The following is a 19,888-nucleotide window of genomic DNA, read 5'->3' as shown; positions in this document are numbered from 1 at the left end:
AGTCTAAGGCGCGACGGCGAAAGCTAGCCGGTACCGATGACGCCGCAGGCGACCCGGTCCATCGCGTTCTCGGTGTCCTGGGCGCCGTGCAGCATCAGCGCGGTCTTGTTACCCGCCAGCAGGTCGTCCCGGTTGAACGAATCGGTGGTGGTGACCAGGTACGCCGAGCCGTCCTGACGGACCTCGAGCGACGTCAGGTCGCCGCTTTCCGGCTTCCCGGTGTGACCGGGCGCCTGATAGTGACCGCCGGCGGACAGGAAGTTCCCGGGCGCACCGCCGGTGGGTGCCACAGAGTTCGGCTCGCACTTGCCGATCTCGTGCACGTGCAGGCCGTGGAAGCCGGGCGTCAGGATGCCGGGCGCCGCCGTCTTCACGGTGACGGTCACGTAGCCGCCGGTGAAGTCGAAGGTCGCGGTGGCCGCCGAGCGGCCATCGGGCGTCTTCAGTTCCGCGCTGAGCGGGCCGCCGGCCGGTGCCGGGGTCGTCGTCTCACCGGAGGACGTCGGAGCGGCACTCTTCACCGGCGGGGTGGTGCCCGGCTGGGTGCTCGCATGCTGCGGTGAACTGCAGGCTGTCATGGCGACGACGGGCAGTCCCATCAAGAAGGAGGCCGCAAAGGGCGAGCCGCTGAATTTCTTCACGTCGGGCAGCCTAACTCGCGGCGGCCCCGCCGATGCCCGGACCGGACGACTTCATGCCCGCCGCGACTACGGAGCGGCCTGGCGGACGTCGATCCGTTCGAGCCGGCCCTCGGTGAACGAGGCGATCTGGTCGACGATGACCCGCCATCGCGCACTGTCGTCGGCCGCGGTGTTGAAGGCCGCAGCAAAGACCGGATCGAGCGTCCGGGGTGCCCCGGCATACAGCCAGTGCGCGACCCGGTGGATGCGTTCGCGCTGCCCGGCTTGGGTTTCCTGATGCCGCGGATCGGACATGATGAATTGCAGCGCCAGGATTTTCAGCAAGGCGACCTCGGCACGCACCAGGTCGGGAACGTGCAGCTCGGCCCGGTAGCGCACCAGGGGTCCGGGGCCGGCCGCCGCGCGGGTGGTGGCGATGGCCGCCGAGGCGAACCTGCCGACCAGCTCACTGGTCAACCGCTTCAGCGCGACCGATGCCGCGAGCGTGGCGTCGTACTTGCCGACGGCGGCGACCACCGGCAAGGCGGCGAGCCGTCGCGCGGCCGCCATGAAGTCATCGGCACACACCCGGGAGAATTCGGTCTCGCCCAGTTTGGCCAACGCGGCGGCCTCGTCGTCGTCGGAGAGCACCCGCAGGTCGATGCGTTGGGACACCACACCGTCCTCGACGTCGTGCACCGAATACGCCACGTCGTCGGCCCAATCCATGACCTGCGCCTCCAGGCACATCCGGCCCTCCGGCGCGCCCGCCCGAACCCAGGCGGCCGGCTCGCGGTCGTCGTCGTAGAACCCGAACTTGCGTTGTCCTTCGCCCCGGGGCCACGGATACTTCGTGACCGCGTCCAGCGACGCGCGAGTCAGATTCAGCCCCGCGCTATTGCCTTGCTCGTCAAGGACTTTGGGCTCGAGACTGGTCAGGATTCGGAAGTTCTGGGCGTTGCCCTCGAAGCCGCCATAATCCGTCGCGACCTCGTCGAGCGCCCGTTCACCGTTGTGGCCGTAGGGCGGGTGGCCGATGTCGTGGGCCAGTCCCGCCAGCTCGACCAGGTCGAGGTCGCAGCCCAGCCCGATCGCCATCCCCCGCCCGATCTGGGCGACCTCGAGCGAATGCGTCAACCGGGTGCGTGGCGTGTCGCCTTCGCGGGGCCCGACCACCTGGGTCTTGTCGGCCAATCGGCGCAGCGCGGCGCTGTGCAGGACGCGCGCGCGATCGCGAGCGAAGTCGGTGCGGTGCTGACCCTCGGTACCCGGCAGACCCGCAGTCTTCGGCGCTTCGGCCACCCGTCGGTGACGGTCGAAGTCGTCGTATGGGTCGTGCTGATTCCTGGTCACCGACGCACAGTCTGCCAGGGAATGCCCGCTGAAGTCTGGCTCGACTCAGGCCTGCTGGCGTGTGTCGCGGCGGACCCGTGCCTGACCGCCCCACTCCTCATCGGGCCTACTGGCCTGCATCGTCGCGGGGCTAGATTGGCCCTATGCGCTGCACCGCTCGTCTGATCGCCGTGCTCGCGACGATCCTCACGGTTAGCCTCGGCGGCAGCCTGCTCCTGGCACCGTCCGCCGGCGCGCAACCACCATTCCGGTTGGCCGACTACATCACTGATCCCGCTGGGGCCTTGTCGAATTCCGGGCACAGCGCGGTCAGCTCCGCCCTCAACAAGCTGTACACCGACCGCCACATCCGGCTGTGGGTGGTCTACGTCGACAGCTTCTCCGGGCAGGCCCCGGCCGAATGGGCACAGCGCACCGTGAGCAGCAGCGACCTGGGCGCCTACGACGCGCTGCTGGCCGTCGGCACCACCAGCCGTGAATACGCGTTCCTGGTGCCCACCACGATCAAGAGCATCAACGCAAACCAGGTCGACAAGTTGCGGCGCAACAAGATCGAGCCCGCCCTGCACAACGGGGATTGGAGTGGGGCCGCCGTCGCGGCGGCCAACGGGCTCGACACCTCGCCCGGTTCGTCGGGCCGGGTGGCACTGCTGGCCGTGCTGGCGGGCATTCTCGTCTCGTTGGCAGTCCTGTTGCTGGTCATGCGTTATCGTGGCCGGCGCCGACGCGCCGCGGCGTTGGCCGCGGCACGCCGGGTCGACCCCACCGACGCCGATGCGCTGGCCGCGGTGCCGCCGCAGGCACTCGACGACCTGTCCCGCGCGCTGGTGGTGGACGTCGACAATGCGGTACGCACCAGCGCCAACGAATTGGACCTGGCGGTCAGCGAATTCGGCGAAGACCGCACCCAGCCATTCACCCGGGCCGTGACCAACGCGAAAGCGGCTCTGTCCCAGGCATTCACGATCCGCCAGCAGCTCGACGACGCGACGCCGGACACGCCGGCGCAGCGGCGTGAGTTGCTCACCCAGGTGATCGTCTCGGCGGCGCGGGCCGACCGCGAACTGGAGTCACAGACCGAGGCATTCGAGAAGCTGCGCGATTTGGTGATCAACGCCCCCACCCGGCTGGACTCGCTGACGCAGCAGTACGTGGAACTCACCACCCGCATCGCACCGGCCGAGGAACGACTTGCCGCGCTGCACAAGGACTTCAGTGCTGCCGCACTGACCTCGGTGTCCGGCAATGTCACGGCGGCCAAGGAACGCCTGGCATTCGCCGACCGCAACATCGGCAGCGCCCGTGAGCTTGCCACCCAAGCCGTCAGCGGGCAGCAGGCCAGTCTGGTCGATGCCGTCCGCGCCGCAGAGTCGGCGCTGGGCCAGGCACGCGCGTTGCTCGACGCGGTGGACAACGCCGCCAACGACATTCAGCACGCCATTGACCGGTTGCCGTCGGCGATGACCGACATCCAGAACGGCATCGACCGCGCGGACGAACTCCTGAAGAAAACAGCGAACGCCAAACCCGCGCACCGCGGTGATCTGGTTGCGGCGCGCGACGCGGCCGTCAGGGCCGTCGAGAGCGCACGAGCCGGCGCATCCGACGATCCGCTGGGCGAGTTCAGTCAGCTGACCAAGGCCGACGCCGGCCTCAACGCGCTACTGGCCACGCTGGCCCGAGAGCAGGCCGCCGCCGAACAACTCAACCGGTCATTGGAGCAGGCGTTGTTCACCGCGCAGTCGAGGGTGCGCGCGGTGTCGGACTACGTCGACACGCGTCGGGGCAGCATCGGCCCCGAGGCGCGCACCCGGCTGGCCGAGGCCAGACGGCATCTCCAAGCCGCGGAGGACAAACGGGCGACGCTGCCGACCGAGGCGATCACCCACGCCAATGCGGCGTCGACGCTGGCCGCCACGGCGCAGTCCCTGGCCAACGACGATGTGCAACTGGCGCAGCGTGCCTACCTGGGCCGCGGCGGCAGCGACATGGGCGCGATGCTCGGCGGGATCATCATCGGCAAAGTCCTCGGCGGAGGAATGCAAGGCGGATTCGGCGGCTGGAGCCCGACCTCGTTCGGCGGCAGCCCGAGTTCGTCAGGCGGCGGTTTCATGGGCGGCGGCGGCCGATTCTGAGCCGTGCCTGACGCCGACGATCAGCTTTTGGGTTTGCTTCGGTCTCAGCCGGCTGCCGGGGAATGCGGTATCACGCCCGGGCTGCGTGGGACGCTGTCACCTTCCCACCCGCTCCACAAGCCGTCTGCAACGGCTGTCGGGCGGGGGACGTCGGCCGTTTCTTCGGGAGCTTCGGCACTGACGTCCGGCTTCGGCGCCCAGTGGTCGTAGTCATCTGGTGGGACGACCACGCCCCACTTGAGTGGAACCGACAGACCACCGAGCATGCCGGACTCACCTCGAACTGCCGACACCGTGTCATCCGGCAACGGCGAACCGAGAGGCAAAAGCACCCCTGCCCCCTTCCACAGCCGATAGAGCGTTCGGGCGCTGTGGCGAACCTACTTACACCAACCGGTCACATCGTAAGGCAAACTGAAGAAAATATGTGTGAATTGCCAGTTTCGATCTTGGAAACGTGCGCAACAGCGGGCGGCTCTTCGCCGGGTCCGCGACGGCAGCCGCGGATCACCGCCCGCATCGACAACGCCGTGTGCCGACGCTCGACGGGCGGTGTCATGCGACCGCATCGTCGGACCTAGATTCGTTGGCGGGCAACGCTTTAGAGCTCTCATCGAGGTCGCCCCCCAACTTCGACGGGCGGACGTAGCTTCGCGGCGCGTCGCTGCAATAGGTCCCTTTCGGTTCATCCGCTGAACGAGTGGACCGGTTGCGAGTTGTTACTAGGAGCAACGGATTAATTCGCGCGGCACGATACAACGCTCGTTGCCACGCAAGCCCGCATAACCGAAAGTATGAATTCGCGCCCTACTGCACAATATTCACGTCTGCAACAGCAGTACCGCGCCGCTATCCCGGGCGGTTGCGCGGGACCACCTTGGGACGAGACCTCACCACCTGGGCTCGCGTCCCGCGGTCCTCGCCTTCGGGGCTCTTGTCGCCCACCGGCATCGCGGCCATCGGCACACCACTGCCCGACCCCGCGGCCGCGGCGACGGTTGGCGCTCCGGAGCCCACGCCCGACATCGCCGGAGTGGCGATGTACGCCGGCATCGACCCTTCCCACGCGGCGGGCACCGACATCGACCCGATGAACCGCGCGCTCCCCAGGCCCGCCGTCGCAACGCCCAAGGCGCCCAACCCACCACCGGCCAACGGCTGCAGGTCGGATAGCGGGCTACCCGCGCTGTGTGGCGCGCTCAGGGGCGCACTGGTTGCGCCGACCAACGCCGGTGCCAGTGCCGGCGCGGCCGCGGGCGCCGCAGTTGGGCCCGCGGGTCCGGCACTATGGGCGAGCGTCGCCATGGGCGTCATCAAAGCGGTGGCCGGATACATCCCGGCCTGCGCGACCGTCGTCAACGTGGCCACCGGCGTCGACGTAAGCAACGAAACGGCCGGCGAGAGCGCGCCGAACACCGACTGCAGTTCGGAGGCGAAGGCGGTCCCCAGTGAGGACAGGCCCTGGAAGAACTGCGATGCCAAACTCAGCGGAGCAGTCACCAATCCCGCCAGGCCCGCCAGGTCCGCGGACGGTGCGCTACCCCCCAGGGCCGCGGGCGGCACGCTGAACTCCGGCAATGCCAGCGCCATCGATTGAGCCCCGGCGTGATAGCCCAACATCGCCGCCACATCCTGCGCCCACATCTCGACGTATTCGAGCTCGGTTTGCGCAATGGCCGCCGTGTTGATGCCGAAGAAGTTCGTCGCGATCAGCACGAGCAGCCGGGCGCGGTTCGCCAACACCTGCGGCAACGGCACCGTCGCCACCAAAGCGCCCTCGAAAGCCAACGCCGCCAGCCGGGCCTGCAGGGCCGCCACCTCTGCTTGCGCCGCGGCGATAATCAGCCATTCCACATAGGGCGCCGCGGCAGCGGTCATCGACATCGACGACGGCCCCATCCAGGCGGCACCGGCTAAATCGGAAACCGTGGTGTGAAACGACGATGCCGAGGATGACAGCTCAACGGCCAGCCCATCCCACGCCGAGGCCGCCTCGAACAGGGGCCCGGCCCCCGGGCCGCCAACTATCAAGGCCGAGTTGATCTCAGGAGGGAAGAACACAAACGCGGGAATCATTTGCAACCCCAACCGACCGAGTCAACGGCTCCTACCCCGGACGGCCCGACGTCCGCCCGCGGCCGTTAGCTACCTACTTTTGCCCCAGAGGGGATCCTAAGGCACCGTCACCGCGAAAGGCCGAACTTTAACCAAACCTTATTTCGGAAATCCGGCGTCGGTGATGGCGCATCGCCAGCCGCGCGGGGCCATCAGACGTGCGTCGGCGCAACGGGACAGACAATATGCAAGACCGCGCCACCAACTGGCCGATTAGCAGCCCTTCAGGCGCATCGCCAGATAGTCGGACACGGCATTCATCGGGACGCGCTCCTGGGACATGTCGTCGCGCCGGCGCACCGTCACGGCGTTGTCCTCGAGTGAGTCGAAATCGACCGTGACGCAGAACGGCGTACCAATCTCGTCCTGGCGCCGATAACGTCGTCCGATCGCACCGGCGTCGTCGAAGTCGATATTCCAAAACTTGCGCAACTCGGCGGCCAAGTCCCGCGCCTTTGGGCTCAAGTCGGCGTGACGGGACAGCGGAAGCACCGCGGCCTTGACCGGAGACAGGCGCGGGTCCAAACGCAGCACCGTGCGTTTTTCCATCTTGCCCTTGGCGTTCGGGGCCTCGTCCTCCACATAGGCGTCGATCAAGAAGGCCATGAACGACCGCGTCAGGCCTGCGGCCGGCTCGATCACATACGGCGTGTACCGGGTGTCGGTGACCTGGTCGTAGAACGACAGGTCGACGCCGGAATGCTTTGCATGCGTCGACAAGTCGAAGTCCGTGCGGTTGGCGACACCTTCCAACTCGCCCCACGGGTTACCGGCGAAACCGAACTTGTACTCGATGTCGACGGTGCGGTCGGAGTAGTGCGACAGCTTGTCCGCGGGGTGTTCGAATAACCGTAAGTTCCCCTGATCGATGCCCAGGTCGACATACCATTGCAGGCGGGTGTCGATCCAGTACTGATGCCATTCCTTCGCGGTCGACGGCTCGACGAAGAACTCCATTTCCATTTGTTCGAACTCGCGGGTCCGGAAAATGAAGTTGCCCGGGGTGATCTCGTTGCGAAAACTCTTGCCGATCTGGCCGATTCCGAATGGCGGCTTCTTACGGGCGGTCGTCACCACGTTGGCAAAGTTGACGAAGATGCCCTGCGCCGTCTCGGGGCGCAGATAGTGCAAGCCCTCCTCGGTCTCGATCGGGCCCAGGTGGGTCTTGAGCATCATGTTGAACTCGCGCGGCTCGGTCCACTGGCCCGGCTCGCCGGTTTCCGGGTCGCGGATGTCAGCCAGCCCGTTGGGCGGCGGATGTCCGTGCTTGGCTTCGTAGGCCTCGATGAGATGGTCGGCGCGGTAGCGCTTGTGGGTGATCAACGACTCGACCAGCGGGTCATGAAACACCTCGACGTGGCCGGAGGCCACCCACACCTGGCGCGGCAGGATGATCGAGGAATCCAGGCCCACGACGTCGTCGCGACCGCTGACCACCGAGCGCCACCACTGACGTTTGATGTTCTCTTTGAACTCCACACCCAGCGGGCCGTAATCCCACGCCGACCGGGTGCCGCCGTAGATCTCCCCCGAGGGAAAAACGAAGCCGCGCCGTTTGGCCAGGTTCACTACGGTGTCGATGACGGACGCCACGGGGCGGTGCACTCCCTTTCCGGGTTCGGGCGGGCACGCGCGGCGGTCAACCGCGGTGCGCAGAGCATCAGTCATGGTAGCGATCGACGCCGCGCTCTTTGACATGCGTCATCATGCATGTGACAGTGGATGGCAGCCGACAACGATATTCAATGTCCGATACTTCCCACTACCTGGCACTTCTCGAGGTGATGCCGCTCCCATGATGACGTCCCCGTCACCTTCTGCATCGATGCCGGCCGCCGACGACGGCGACTCGGACCCCGGTGTGATCGCGCACGACCACGACGCGCTCGGCGCCGCCGGGCACTCCGGAGTCACCGCCTACCCCGTCCCGCCGCCGCGAGACATCCTCGATGCCGCCGGCGAGTTGTTGCGCGCGCTCGCCGCGCCCGTGCGGATCGCGATCGTGTTGCAGCTGCGCGAGTCCCACCGCTGCGTGCACGAGCTGGTGGATGCGCTGGGCGTGCCCCAGCCGCTGGTCAGCCAGCACCTGAAGATTCTGAAGGCGGCCGGCGTGGTCACCGGGGAGCGGTCCGGTCGCGAGGTGCTCTACCGGCTCGCCGATCATCACCTCGCGCACATCGTGGTGGACGCCGTCGCGCACGCCAGTGAGGAGCCGCGCCAATGACCGGAACCAGCGTCCGCTCCACTCGGCAGCGTGCGGCGATCTCCACGTTGCTGGAGACGCTCGACGAGTTCCGCTCGGCCCAAGAGCTGCATGACGAGCTGCGCCGCCGCGGCGAGAACATCGGCCTGACCACCGTCTACCGGACGCTGCAGTCGATGGCCGCCGCCGGGATGATCGACACGCTGCGCAACGACACCGGTGAATCGGTGTACCGCAGGTGTTCCGAGCACCATCACCACCACCTGGTGTGCCGCAGCTGCGGCGCCACCATCGAGGTGGGCGATCACGAGGTCGAGGAGTGGGCGGCGGAAGTGGCTGCCAAACACGGCTTCTCCGACGTCAGCCACACCATCGAGATCTTCGGCACCTGTTCGGACTGCGGGGGCCGCTAGCCGGTCAGGCCGTCAGCGTCCGGCGTATCCCGGCGCCGGTGTCCAGCACCAACAGGATCAGCGTCCGCAGGGCGTCGTCGGTGAGGCCGCCGCCGGGGAAGTTGTAGCGCAGCATCACGTCGGCGGTTTTCGACGCACCCTTGCTCGAATTGCGTTGCACGGCCTTCTCATTGACCTTCTCGATCAGGTTCACGCTGCCGAAATTGCTGTCACGGGCCTCCTTGGCCACCTGCTCGCTGACCTTCTTGGTCAGCGGCAGATCCCACGCCAGAATCTGGGTGAGCGACACCAGATCGAGGCCCTCGGCGATGTTGACCACCCGCAACGAGGCGATGGTGCCGTCGTGGCGCACCGTGACCGCGCCGTCGGCTTCCTCCTCGAGCGGGAGGACTTCGCCGAGTATCGACGCCAGACGTTCCTGCAGTGACGGCACTATGCACTCCCGAATCTGCGATTGCGGGAAGCATATTCCTCACACGCCGCCCACAAATCGCGGCGATCGTAGTCGGGCCACAGCTTGTCCTGAAAGACGTATTCGGCGTACGCCGCCTGCCACAACATGAAATTGCTGGACCGGTGCTCCCCCGAGGTCCGCAGGAACAGATCGACGTCGGGAATGTCGGGCCGCTGCAGGTGATGCGACACCGTCGACTCGGTGATGCGTTGCGGGTTCAGCCGGCCGGCGGCAGCCAGGCGCGCGATTTCCTTTGTGGCTTCAGCGATTTCGGCACGCCCTCCGTAGTTGACGCAATAGTTGACGGTGATGACGTCGTTGTCCTTCGTCATGTCCTCCGCGATCGCCAATTCATTGATCACGCTGCGCCACAGGCGCGGCCGCGAACCCACCCACCGGATCTTGACCCCGATCGTCTTCAGGTTCTCCCGGCGCATGCGGACCACGTCGCGGTTGAACCCCATCAGGAAGCGGACCTCCTCGGGGGAACGCTTCCAGTTTTCCGTGGAGAAGGCGTACAGGCTCAGCCATTTGATTCCGAGTTCGATTGCGCCGCAGACAATGTCGATGACCACCGCCTCACCTGCCTTGTGGCCGTCGGTGCGGGTCAGCCCCTGTTGGGTGGCCCATCGGCCGTTGCCGTCCATCACGATGGCCACATGGTTGGGCAGTCGATCGGCCTCGATTTTGGGCGGGGCCGCCTTGGAGATGTGCTGCGGCGGCCGGGACGGCCCGCCGTCCGGGGACGGCGGCAGCTCCGGAAAGACGACCGGCCAGGTCGACTTGTCGGGAAACACCGGATAGTCGTCGGGCGCGGGGGGCAGCTGCGGGAATTCGGCTGACGCCGTGGCGCGCTCGGCCTTTCGACCGGAGCCGCCGGCCCAGAGTTTAGCCACAGTCCATATCCTGCCCGATCAGCGCCGCGCGCTGGTCGGCGATGGTCCGGTCGATGTGATACGTCCGTTCCACGAGCGGCAACGTCTTGAGCTGTCGCTCCAGATGCCACTGCAGGTGCGCGGCCACCAGACCGCTGACGTAATTGCGGTGCGATTGCGGCGTCTGCTCGGCGAAGTCCCAATCGCCGTCGTGCAGCGCGGACATCAGATCCAACACCCCCGGCGGCGGCGTCGTCGAACCGGCCGGGCGGCAGTGTGTGCAGACGCTGCCGCCGGCGCCGACGTGGAACGCCCGATGGGGACCGGGGGTGGCGCACCGGGCGCACTCATTGAGCGCGGGCGCCCATCCGGCGATGCCCATCGCGCGCAACAGGTAGGCGTCCAGCAGGAGGTCCCGGGACCGGCGGCCGTCGGCCACCGCCCGCAACGCGCTCACCGTGAGCCCGTGCAGGGCCGGGGCGGGCGCCCGCTCCTCGCCGGCGAGGCGCTCGGCGGTCTCCAGCATGGCGCAGCCGCAGGTGTAACGGCCGTAGTCGTTGACGATGTCGGTGGCGAACGCGTCAATGGAGACCACCTGGGTGACGATGTCGAGGTTGCGGCCGGGATGTAGCTGCGCGTCGATGTGCGCGAACGGCTCCAGCCGCGCACCGAATTTGCTGCGGGTGCGGCGCACGCCCTTGGCCACCGCGCGGACCAGTCCATGATCACGAGTCAGCAGGGTGACGATCCGGTCGGCTTCGCCGAGCTTGTGCTGGCGCAACACAACAGCTCGGTCTCGGTATAGCCGCATCACAATAGTTTTGCACCCCGCCGCGACATTACGGGTATCCGCGCCGTTAGTCTCGTACCCCGTGATTGGCGCTTCTGGGTCGGGTCCCGGGTCCATTTCCGGATCCGGCCACCGGCGCCTGCCCACACTCACTGACCTGCTCTATCAGCTGGCCAGCCGCTCAGTGACATCCACCACGCTGGTGGGTCGCTCCCTGCACGCCATCCACGCCAGCCAGCCCACGCTGAACGCCTTCCGGGTGGTGCTCACCGAGTCGGCGCTGGCAGACGCGGCGGAGGCCGACCGGCGCCGCGCGGCCGGTGACACCGCCCCGCTGCTGGGCGTCCCGATCGCGGTCAAAGACGATGTCGACGTTGCCGGGGTGCCCACCGCCTTCGGGACCGAGGGGTCGGTAGCCCCCGCCACGCACGACGCCGAGGTGGTGCGCCGCCTCAAGGCGGCCGGCGCGGTGATCGTCGGCAAGACGAACACCTGCGAACTCGGCCAATGGCCGTTCACCAGCGGCCCCGGCTTCGGGCATACCCGCAACCCCTGGTCGCGCCGGCACACCCCCGGCGGATCGTCGGGCGGCAGCGCGGCCGCGGTGGCGGCCGGACTGGTCACCGCCGCCATCGGCTCCGACGGCGCCGGCAGCATCCGGATTCCGGCGGCGTGGACGCATTTGGTGGGCATCAAGCCGCAGCGCGGACGCATCTCGACCTGGCCGTTGCCGGAGGCGTTCAACGGCATCACGGTCAACGGCGTGCTGGCCCGGACCGTGGCCGATGCGGCGCTGGTGCTCGACGCCGCGTCGGGCAACGTCGAGGGCGACCGGCACAAGCCGCCCCCGCTGACCGCGTCCGACTATGTGGGCAAGGCCCCCGGCCCGCTGAACATCGCGCTGTCCACCCGGTTCCCGTACACCGGCTTCCGGCCGAAGCTGCACCCGGAGATCCTGGCCGCGACGCGGGCCGTCGGCAAGCAACTCGAGCTGCTCGGCCACACCGTGGTGCCCGGCAACCCCGACTACGGCATGCGGCTGTCCTGGGACTTTCTCGCCCGCTCCACCTCGGGCCTGCGAGATTGGGAGGAGCGGCTGGGCGACGGCGTCGTGCTGGACCCCCGCACCCTGTCCAACCTGCGCATGGGAGCGGTGCTGGGGCAGGCGATCTTGCGCACCGCCCGCCGCCACGAAGCGGCCGACCAACGCCGGGTGGGGTCGATCTTCGACATCGTCGACGTGGTGCTGGCGCCGACCACGGCGCAGCCGCCGCCGCTGGCGCGCGCCTTCGACCGGTTGAGTGGCTTCGGCACCGACCGCGCCATGATCGCGGCGTGCCCCCTGACGTTCCCGTGGAACGTGCTGGGCTGGCCGTCGATCAACGTTCCGGCGGGCTTCACGTCCGAGGGCCTGCCGATCGGTGTCCAGCTGATGGGTCCGGAGAACAGCGAGGGCATGCTGATTTCTCTTGCCGCCGAGCTGGAGGCCGTCTGCGGATGGGCGAGCCAACAGCCCCAGTCGTGGTGGGACCAGACCACCGATGCGCCCGGCGCCAATTAGCCGCTGACAATCCGATTACCCGGCCGGCGTGGACCAATCGACCGCTCCCCTGCTCGATGCGCTGGCCGATTATCGGGACCAGAACTTTGCGTAGCCTCTGCCTGGCATGTGGTCTTTCCCACATGCGCTAGCACCGGCGCTAGCACGCATGAAACCCACCTGTTGGGCGGGTCAGCCGCACAGAACCGCTGTGGCCGCTAAAAGCCCAGTCGGCCAAGCTGTTTGGGGTCGCTCTGCCAGTTCTTGGCGACCTTGACGCGCAGGTCGAGATAAATCTTGGTGCCCAGCAGCTTCTCGATCTGGGCGCGCGCGGCGGTGCCGACCTCCCGCAGCCGGGCGCCACCCTTGCCGATGACGATCCCCTTCTGGCTGTCGCGTTCGACGTAGAGCAGGGCGTGCACATCGATCAGGTCGTCGCGACCCTCCCGCGGATTGACCTCGTCGATGACCACCGCCAGCGAGTGCGGCAGCTCGTCGCGAACGCCCTCCAGCGCGGCCTCCCGGATCAGCTCGGCCATCAGGACCTCTTCGGGTTCGTCGGTCAGCTCACCGTCGGGGTAGTACGCGGGGCCGGGCGGCAGCGCGGCGGCCAGCACATCGATCAAGATGTCGACCTGCGCGCCGGTCACCGCCGACACCGGCACGATTTCGGCCGAGCCACCGACCAACTCGCTGACCGCCATCAACTGCGCGGCCACCCGGTCCTTGGGCGTCTTGTCGATCTTGGTGACGATGGCGACCAGGGTCGTCCTCGGCGCGGTCGCGCGGATCTGTTCGACGATCCACCGGTCGCCCGGACCGATCGCCTCGTCCGCCGGGATGCACAGCCCGATTACGTCGACTTCGGAATAGGTGTCGCGCACAAGGTCATTGAGCCGCTTGCCGAGCAGGGTGCGCGGCCGGTGAAGTCCGGGAGTGTCGACCAGGATGATCTGGAAGTCGTCCCGGTGCACGATGCCACGGATGGTGTGCCGGGTGGTCTGTGGCCGCATCGAGGTGATCGCGACCTTGGTCCCGACGAGCGCGTTCGTCAGTGTCGATTTCCCGGTGTTGGGACGACCGACGAAACATACGAAGCCGGAACGGAATTCAGTCATGCTGCACGGATTCCTCGCCATCGGACGGACTGTCGGATTGGCTCGGGCTGAGCAGGACGGTGTTGATCCGTACCCTGCCCCGGTGATCGGTGCCGCCCTCCGCCTGCAGCCGCAGGCCGTGTGACACCACCTCGGCGCCCGGCAGCGGAACCCGGCCCAATTCCAGGGCGAGCAGGCCGCCGACGGTGTCGACGTCGAGATCGTCGTCGAATTCCACGTCGTACAGCTCGCCCACGTCCTCGATCGGCAGCCGCGCCGACACCCGGAAGTGGTTGTCGCCCAAGTCTTCTATCGGCGCCGTCTCCGCCTGGTCGTACTCATCGGCGATCTCGCCGACGATCTCTTCGAGCACGTCTTCGATGCTGACCAGGCCGGCGATCGCGCCGTACTCATCGACGAGCAGCGCCATGTGGTTGCGGTCGCGTTGCATTTCCCGCAGCAGCGAGTCCAGGGGTTTGGAGTCGGGCACGAAAACCGCCGGACGCATCACCTTCGACACCGGCGGGGTCCGGCCGCCGTCGCCCGACAAAACCGTCTGCTGGACAAGGTCTTTCAAGTACACGACCCCGACGATGTCATCGACGTTCTCGCCGATCACCGGGAGGCGGGAATGTCCGCTGCGCACCGCCAGGTTAATCGCCTGGCTGGCGAACTTGTCGCTTTCGATCCAGATCATCTCGGTGCGCGGCACCATCACCTCGCGGGCCGGGGTGTCACCCAGTTCGAAGACCGACTGGATCATCCGGCGCTCTTCCGCGGCGACCACGCCGCGCTGCTGGGCCAGGTCGACGACCTCACGCAGCTCGATCTCGGAGGCGAACGGCCCGTTCCGCAGGCCGCGCCCCGGGGTGACCGCGTTACCCAGCACCACCAGCAACCGGCTGATCGGCATCAACAGCCACGAGATCGCCTGCAGCGGAAGCACCGTCGTCAATGCGATGGAGTAGGCGTTCTGCCGGCCGAGGGTGCGCGGCCCCACCCCCATGACGACGAAGCTGGTCACCACCATGATGGCCGCGGCGCCGAACAATCCCCAGCGCAGCCCGAAGTTGTCGTAGAGGAACACCACGAGCAGCACGGTCGCGGTGATCTCGCAGGTGATCCGCAGCAGCACCACCAGGTTGATGTAGCGGGGCCGCTCCGACATCACCTTGGACAACGCCACCGCGCCGGGCCGCTCGTCGCGCACCAACTCGTGAACCCGGGCCAACGACACCGTGCTGATGGCCGCATCGATCGCCGCGAACAGTCCGCCCAGCGCAATCAGCGCGACTGCGCCGAGCAGCTCAGACCAGCCCGTCAATTCTCGACATACCTAGGTGTCAGCGTCCTGCTCCTCGGTCCGGCTCCGGCGAGCGAGCAGCCAGGCGACCAGGCACACCACGACCGCGAATCCACCGTAGCGCAGCGCCATAGTCCAGATGGATTGGTTGGGTTGCCCGGGCTCCTGATGGTGGACGGCGAGCAGCACCAAGAAGCTGCCGTCGTCGGTCGGGCCGACTCCGGGCGTCGGCTGGGTCTTGATAACCCGGATCTGGGAGGGGGCGCTGGTGGAGTTGTCGATCTGGCCCCAGGCCAGGGTGGAGTCGTCGAGCAGGAAGGTGTCCTGGCCGCCCGCGGGTTGGCTGCCGTCGTGACCCACCACCGACACGTGGCCCACTTCGACGGTCTCGCCCTTGGCGGGGACGAACACGGTGACGTTCTCGTACAGCTTCGGGGGCGCGGGTGGCTTGTAATCGGGTGGCGGCGGGCCGTTGTATCCGTTCAGCGGTATCGACCCCCCGCCGTAGAAGCTGCCGGCCGCCACATAGCTGTCGCCGGCCGCGGTGAACGGGACGACGCCGACGGTCGTCGCGTCGAGCACCATGCGCGCTCCGCGCGGCAGGTACGCCTGCTGGTAGGCGCCGTTGTAGAAGTAGCGGAAGGTGATCGGCTGATTGAGCGGGTTGTAGATGGTCGGGCGGCGGTAGGCGTCGTCGTAGTCGAGGTAGTCCCAATGGCGCGGGCGGACGAACTTCTGGTCGTCAACCTTGAGGATGTCGACGTTCTCCCGGTGCGAACTGACGACGTTCTGCACCTGCTGGTCGAAATCGATCTGGGTAGGCGGCTTCGGCGGGTTGGCGGGGTCGACGCGGGTCACCGGCGCGGCCTTGGCCGCCGCGATCGCCAGCGACGGCGCATCCAGCCCGCGCGGCGGTGCCACCACCGGGGCGTTGCGCGGCGCGTCGGGGCCCGGCGGGGGGATCTGAAGCACCGGCACGTTCTGACCCGAGTTGGGCGGCGGGAGGACCAGCGGGTTCTGCGCCGGCGGCGGCATCGGCGGCGGCTCGTACACCGGGATGGGGACTTCCGGGGCCCGCGTGGGCGCGTTGCTCGGGGGCCCCTGCACCCCGCGGCGATCCTCGTTGCACACGTTCGCCGTGTGATAAGCGTTCACGTAGAACATGCAGTGCTGGCAGGAGACGGGGTCGGATCCCGCTCCGGCACACGGGGCCGCCTGCGACACCGGGGCGGTGGTGGTGACCAACACCGACAATGGTGCGAACGCGATGGCGGCTGCCGCCAGGATCTTGAGGGCCCTCAATTGTCGAAATACCTTGACTTATCGAGCAATCGGCGGTCCCGCTCCTCCTGGCGGTCCTGGCGGTAGGCCTCGACCTGATCGGCCACCCACTCTTCCAGCAGCCGGTCCTGCAGGGCGAACATCTCCTTCTCCTCGTCCGGCTCGCTGTGGTCGTAGCCGATCAGGTGAAGCACCCCGTGGATGGTCAGCAGCGCCAACTCGTGCCCCAGGCTGTGCCCCGCCGAGGCGGCCTGGCCGGCCGCGAATTCTGGGCACAGCACGATGTCGCCCAGCATCGACGGGCCCGGCTCGGGGGCGTCCGGGCGACCACCCGGCTCGAGCTCGTCCATCGGAAAGCTCATCACGTCGGTCGGGCCGGGCAGATCCATCCAGCGCATGTGCAGGTCGGCCATCGCGGCGGTGTCCAGCAGCACCATCGACAGCTCGGCCGCCGGGTTGATGTCCATCTTGGCGATGACGAACCGCGCGACGCTGATCAGCTCGGCTTCGGAGACGTCGATACCCGATTCGTTGGATACCTCAATGCTCATAAACCCGCTCACCGCACCATCATCGACGACCGCGCGAGCCCGTTGCCCGCCGCGACGCCCGGTTCATCGCCAGACCGGGCTCTTCAAACTTCGCATAGGCGTCGACGATCTCCGAGACCAGCCGGTGGCGGACCACATCCACGCTGGTCAGCTCGGCCACGTGGATGTCTTCCACGCTGTCCAGGATTTCCATCGCCGAGCGCAGGCCCGACTTGGCGCCGCCGGGCAGGTCGACCTGCGTGATGTCGCCGGTGACAACGATCTTCGACCCGAAGCCGAGTCGGGTGAGGAACATCTTCATCTGCTCGGCGGTGGTGTTCTGCGCCTCGTCGAGGACGATGAACGCGGAATTGAGGGTGCGTCCGCGCATGTATGCCAGCGGCGCCACCTCGATGACTCCGGCGGTCATCAGTTTGGGGATCAGCTCTGGATCCATCATGTCGTACAGCGCGTCATACAACGGCCGCAGATACGGATCGATCTTCTCGCTGAGCGTGCCGGGTAAAAAGCCAAGGCGCTCACCGGCTTCCACGGCCGGGCGGGTCAGGATGATGCGGCTGACCTGTTTGGTCTGCAGGGCGTTGACCGCCTTTGCCATCGCCAGATAGGTCTTGCCGGTGCCGGCCGGGCCGACCCCGAAGACAACGGTGTTGGCGTCGATGGCGTCGACGTAGCGCTTCTGGTTGAGCGTCTTGGGCCGGATTGTCTTTCCGCGCCGCGCCAGGATGTCCAGCGTGAGCACTTCGGCCGGTGACTCGTTGTCGGTGCCGGCCAGCATGGCGACGCTGTGCCGCACCACCTCCGGGGTCAACGGCTGACCCCCGGCGACGATGGCGACGAGCTCGGAGATCACCCGCTCGGCGAGCGCCACGTCGGCGGGCTCACCCGCGACGGTGACCGCGTTGCCGCGCACGTGCAGGTCGGCATTCAAACTGCGCTCCAGGGCCCTCAGGTTCTGGTCCGCCGAACCCAACAGGCCCATGACGACATCGGGCGGAACGTCGATGCTGCTGCGAACCTGAGCAGAGGCCGGGACGGCTCCGGCTGCGTCAGCAGCGCTGGTCTCGCGGGGCGTCACGTGGCTCTCGATGCCTGCTTTCTCGGCTTGTCGGTGGGTTGCTGGGCCGTCTCAGTCTACGCCGAGGGCCCGGGTTGGTCAGCGTTCAGCAACGTACTCGACGACGGACCGGTGTCGCGAACCTGCAGCGTGAGGCCGTTTGCCGGGATGTCGCCGCGCCGGTCCCAGCGCGGGGTCAGCACGCCGAGTGCGCCCAGGGCCACCGCCGCGGCGGTCGACGTGCGCAGCACCTGGGGACCGAGGCGCACCCCCGCCGCGCCCGCGTCGGACAGCGCCGCCATCTCGTCGTCGGCGATCCCCCCTTCGGGGCCGACGACGAGCAGCAGTGATTTCGCTTGTGCCACCTCGATATCCGCGAGCCGGTCGGTGGCCGACTCGTGCAGGGCCAGCGCCGTTGCGCCGGCGGCCACCTCGTCGCGGATCCGCCGCGTCAGCTGCGCGGTGGACAGCACGCCATCGACCGGCGGGATGTGCGCGCGTCGGGATTGCCGGGCCGCCGAACGGACGACGGCGCGCCACCGGCGCAGCCCCTTGTCGACCCGGTTGCCCTGCCAGTTGGCCACGCACCGCGCGGCCTGCCACGCCAGGAAAGCGTCGGCGCCGGCTTCGGTGGCCAGCTCGATGGCCAGCTCCGAACGCTCCGACTTGGGCAGCGCCTGCACGACCGTCACGGCCGGGGATCCGGGCGGGACGCTCCAGCGCTCGAGAACCCGCGCGCGCAGCCCGTCGCGCCCGGCGTGCTCCACCTCGCAGTGGGCCAGGGCTCCGGCGCCGTCGCCGAGCACGAGCCGCTCGCCGGGACGGATGCGTCGCACGGTGGCGGCGTGAAAGCCCTCGTCACCGCCCAGCACTGCGAGCGAGCCGGGTTGCGGCAGAGCGTCGAGGTAGAACAGGGTCGCGACCATGTGCGCGCCTTCGCGGCTCCCGGCTAGCGTCCGGTGAAGGTTTCGCGGAGCCGGCTGAACAGGCCGCCGCCGGCGTGGGTCGAGCGGACCTCGGGCACGTCGCGGCTGCGGCGCGTCTTGAGCTCGCGCAGCAATTCGGTGTCGCGGTGATCCAGGCGGGCCGGAACCACGACCTCGACGTGCACGTGCAGATCGCCGCGGGTGCCGGACCGCAGGTGCGGCATGCCGTGGCCGCGCAGCGTGATGACCGACGCCGGTTGGGTGCCCGGCGGGATGGTGATCTCGCTGACGCCGTCCAGGATGGCGTCGACGGTGACGGTGGCGCCCAGCGCCGCATCGACCATCGGCACCGAGACGGTGCAGTGCAGGTCGTCGCCCTCCCGGACGAAGACGTCGTGGGGCTGTTCGTGCACCTCCACGTAGAGGTCACCGGCCGGCCCGCCGCCGGGCCCGACCTCACCTTGGGCGGCGAGCCGCACGCGCATGCCGTCGCCGACACCGGCGGGGATCTTGACGCTGATCTCGCGGCGGGCCCGCACCCGGCCGTCGCCCATGCACTGGTGGCACGGGTCGGGGATGACGACGCCGACGCCGCGGCAGGTCGGGCACGGCCGTGAGGTCATCACCTGTCCCAGCAGCGAGCGCTGCACCGTCTGGACCTCGCCGCGGCCACCGCAGGTGTCGCACGGCACCGGCGCGGAATCGCCGTTGGTGCCCTTGCCCTGGCAACGGTCGCACAGCACCGCGGTGTCGACCGTCACCTGCTTGGTGACGCCGGTGGCGCATTCCTCGAGGTCGAGCCGCATCCGCAGCAGCGAGTCCGAGCCCGGCCGGACCCGCCCGATGGGGCCGCGGGTGGTCGCGCCGCCGCTGAAGCCGCCGCCGAAGAAGGCCTCGAACACGTCGCCCAGGCCACCGAAGCCGCCGCCGAAGCCGCCGCCGGCCGCGGCCGCGCCCTCCATCGGGTCACCGCCCAGGTCGACGATGCGCCGCTTCTCGGGGTCGCTCAGCACCTCGTAGGCGACGCTGATCTCCTGGAATTTCGCCTGCGCGGCCTGGTCAGGGTTGACGTCGGGATGCAGTTCGCGCGCCATCTTGCGATACGCGCGCTTGATCTCCGCGTCGCTGGCGTTTCTGCTCACGCCGAGCAGCCCGTAGTAATCGCGTGCCACGCT

At 68.1% G+C, this 19,888-nt stretch carries 18 protein-coding genes and 1 pseudogene; 4 read left to right on the top strand and 15 right to left on the bottom strand.

What is annotated here, in order from left to right; all coding sequences use genetic code 11:
• Positions 1-23: 23 nt before the first annotated feature.
• A complete protein-coding gene (gene sodC, locus B8W69_RS20650) occupies positions 24-641 on the bottom strand; it encodes a superoxide dismutase[Cu-Zn] (RefSeq protein ID WP_167665836.1) in 618 nt (205 codons plus the stop codon).
• 66 nt (positions 642-707) lie between these two features.
• Positions 708-1,973, bottom strand: coding sequence for a deoxyguanosinetriphosphate triphosphohydrolase (locus tag B8W69_RS20645; protein ID WP_085291639.1), 1,266 nt, complete (start codon positions 1,971-1,973; stop codon positions 708-710).
• A gap of 143 nt (positions 1,974-2,116) precedes the next feature.
• Here B8W69_RS20645 and B8W69_RS20640 point away from each other — a divergent pair, with 143 nt between their 5' ends.
• Positions 2,117-4,108 (top strand): TPM domain-containing protein, encoded by a 1,992-nt coding sequence (locus B8W69_RS20640; RefSeq protein WP_085291638.1) that lies wholly within the window; start codon positions 2,117-2,119, stop codon positions 4,106-4,108.
• 181 nt (positions 4,109-4,289) lie between these two features.
• Here the strand turns inward: B8W69_RS20640 and B8W69_RS32290 are convergent.
• The 3 genes and pseudogenes from B8W69_RS32290 to B8W69_RS20625 form a co-directional block, all read right to left on the bottom strand.
• A pseudogene (locus tag B8W69_RS32290) lies at positions 4,290-4,440 on the bottom strand (hypothetical protein); the annotation flags it as partial.
• Positions 4,441-4,957: 517 nt separating this feature from the next.
• The gene (locus B8W69_RS20630; protein WP_085291636.1) at positions 4,958-6,184 is read right to left on the bottom strand and encodes a PPE family protein; all 1,227 of its coding nucleotides are present in this window, start codon (positions 6,182-6,184) and stop codon (positions 4,958-4,960) included.
• A 252-nt stretch (positions 6,185-6,436) separates the two neighbouring features.
• Positions 6,437-7,828, bottom strand: coding sequence for a glycine--tRNA ligase (locus tag B8W69_RS20625; protein ID WP_085291665.1), 1,392 nt, complete (start codon positions 7,826-7,828; stop codon positions 6,437-6,439).
• A 190-nt stretch (positions 7,829-8,018) separates the two neighbouring features.
• Between B8W69_RS20625 and B8W69_RS20620 the strand changes: the two genes are divergently transcribed.
• Both B8W69_RS20620 and B8W69_RS20615 read left to right on the top strand, forming a co-directional pair.
• Positions 8,019-8,447 (top strand): ArsR/SmtB family transcription factor, encoded by a 429-nt coding sequence (locus B8W69_RS20620; RefSeq protein ID WP_110882005.1) that lies wholly within the window; start codon positions 8,019-8,021, stop codon positions 8,445-8,447.
• Positions 8,444-8,839: a Fur family transcriptional regulator gene (locus B8W69_RS20615; RefSeq protein WP_085291634.1), complete on the top strand. Its 396-nt coding sequence runs from the start codon at positions 8,444-8,446 to the stop codon at positions 8,837-8,839. The genes B8W69_RS20620 and B8W69_RS20615 overlap by 4 nt, the downstream gene beginning before the upstream one ends.
• 4 nt (positions 8,840-8,843) lie before the next feature.
• Here the strand turns inward: B8W69_RS20615 and B8W69_RS20610 are convergent, their stop codons facing one another.
• From B8W69_RS20610 to recO, 3 genes are read right to left on the bottom strand one after another with little or no spacing between them, the layout of a single operon-like run.
• Positions 8,844-9,272: a hypothetical protein gene (locus B8W69_RS20610; protein ID WP_085291633.1), complete on the bottom strand. Its 429-nt coding sequence runs from the start codon at positions 9,270-9,272 to the stop codon at positions 8,844-8,846.
• The gene (locus tag B8W69_RS20605; RefSeq protein ID WP_085291632.1) at positions 9,272-10,189 is read right to left on the bottom strand and encodes a decaprenyl diphosphate synthase; all 918 of its coding nucleotides are present in this window, start codon (positions 10,187-10,189) and stop codon (positions 9,272-9,274) included. The genes B8W69_RS20610 and B8W69_RS20605 overlap by 1 nt, the downstream gene beginning before the upstream one ends.
• On the bottom strand, positions 10,182-10,979 hold the full coding sequence (gene recO, locus B8W69_RS20600) for a DNA repair protein RecO (protein ID WP_085291631.1): 798 nt from the start codon (positions 10,977-10,979) through the stop codon (positions 10,182-10,184). Before recO ends, B8W69_RS20605 begins: the two co-directional genes overlap by 8 nt.
• Before the next feature lie 61 nt (positions 10,980-11,040).
• Between recO and B8W69_RS20595 the strand changes: the two genes are divergently transcribed.
• Complete coding sequence (locus tag B8W69_RS20595; protein ID WP_085291630.1) at positions 11,041-12,519, top strand: amidase; 1,479 nt, start codon at positions 11,041-11,043, stop codon at positions 12,517-12,519.
• 197 nt (positions 12,520-12,716) lie between these two features.
• Here B8W69_RS20595 and era read toward each other — a convergent pair whose 3' ends face one another.
• The 7 genes from era to dnaJ are packed head-to-tail and all read right to left on the bottom strand — an operon-like array spanning position 12,717 to position 19,885.
• Positions 12,717-13,616, bottom strand: coding sequence for a GTPase Era (era, locus tag B8W69_RS20590; RefSeq protein WP_085291629.1), 900 nt, complete (start codon positions 13,614-13,616; stop codon positions 12,717-12,719).
• A complete protein-coding gene (locus B8W69_RS20585) occupies positions 13,609-14,919 on the bottom strand; it encodes a hemolysin family protein (protein WP_085291628.1) in 1,311 nt (436 codons plus the stop codon). The genes era and B8W69_RS20585 overlap by 8 nt, the downstream gene beginning before the upstream one ends.
• A 12-nt stretch (positions 14,920-14,931) precedes the next feature.
• Positions 14,932-16,200, bottom strand: a complete 1,269-nt coding sequence (locus B8W69_RS20580; protein ID WP_085291627.1) for a hypothetical protein — start codon at positions 16,198-16,200, stop codon at positions 14,932-14,934.
• On the bottom strand, positions 16,197-16,730 hold the full coding sequence (gene ybeY, locus B8W69_RS20575; RefSeq protein ID WP_085291626.1) for an rRNA maturation RNase YbeY: 534 nt from the start codon (positions 16,728-16,730) through the stop codon (positions 16,197-16,199). The genes B8W69_RS20580 and ybeY overlap by 4 nt, the downstream gene beginning before the upstream one ends.
• A 19-nt stretch (positions 16,731-16,749) precedes the next feature.
• Positions 16,750-17,808 carry a PhoH family protein gene (locus tag B8W69_RS20570; protein WP_085291625.1) on the bottom strand — a complete coding sequence of 353 codons (1,059 nt, stop codon included), beginning with the start codon at positions 17,806-17,808 and terminating at the stop codon, positions 16,750-16,752.
• A gap of 56 nt (positions 17,809-17,864) precedes the next feature.
• Positions 17,865-18,713 carry a 16S rRNA (uracil(1498)-N(3))-methyltransferase gene (locus B8W69_RS20565; RefSeq protein WP_085291624.1) on the bottom strand — a complete coding sequence of 283 codons (849 nt, stop codon included), beginning with the start codon at positions 18,711-18,713 and terminating at the stop codon, positions 17,865-17,867.
• 23 nt (positions 18,714-18,736) lie between these two features.
• The gene (gene dnaJ, locus B8W69_RS20560; RefSeq protein ID WP_085291623.1) at positions 18,737-19,885 is read right to left on the bottom strand and encodes a molecular chaperone DnaJ; all 1,149 of its coding nucleotides are present in this window, start codon (positions 19,883-19,885) and stop codon (positions 18,737-18,739) included.
• Positions 19,886-19,888: the final 3 nt, after the last annotated feature.

This window comes from Mycolicibacterium vulneris, assembly GCF_002104765.1.
GTDB classification, from domain to species: domain Bacteria; phylum Actinomycetota; class Actinomycetes; order Mycobacteriales; family Mycobacteriaceae; genus Mycobacterium; species Mycobacterium vulneris.
This window is presented reverse-complemented; position numbering and strand designations above follow the sequence as displayed.

What these genes read in the sequence shown, in the direction of transcription:
- B8W69_RS20640 (WP_085291638.1), top strand. Translation starts at nt 2,117, where the DNA reads ATGCGCTGCACCGCTCGTCTGATCGCCGTGCTCGCGACGATCCTCACG.
- B8W69_RS20630 (WP_085291636.1), bottom strand. Translation starts at nt 6,184, where the DNA reads ATGATTCCCGCGTTTGTGTTCTTCCCTCCTGAGATCAACTCGGCCTTG.
- B8W69_RS20620 (WP_110882005.1), top strand. Translation starts at nt 8,019, where the DNA reads ATGATGACGTCCCCGTCACCTTCTGCATCGATGCCGGCCGCCGACGAC.
- B8W69_RS20615 (WP_085291634.1), top strand. Translation starts at nt 8,444, where the DNA reads ATGACCGGAACCAGCGTCCGCTCCACTCGGCAGCGTGCGGCGATCTCC.
- recO (WP_085291631.1), bottom strand. Translation starts at nt 10,979, where the DNA reads ATGCGGCTATACCGAGACCGAGCTGTTGTGTTGCGCCAGCACAAGCTC.
- era (WP_085291629.1), bottom strand. Translation starts at nt 13,616, where the DNA reads ATGACTGAATTCCGTTCCGGCTTCGTATGTTTCGTCGGTCGTCCCAAC.
- ybeY (WP_085291626.1), bottom strand. Translation starts at nt 16,730, where the DNA reads ATGAGCATTGAGGTATCCAACGAATCGGGTATCGACGTCTCCGAAGCC.
- B8W69_RS20565 (WP_085291624.1), bottom strand. Translation starts at nt 18,713, where the DNA reads ATGGTCGCGACCCTGTTCTACCTCGACGCTCTGCCGCAACCCGGCTCG.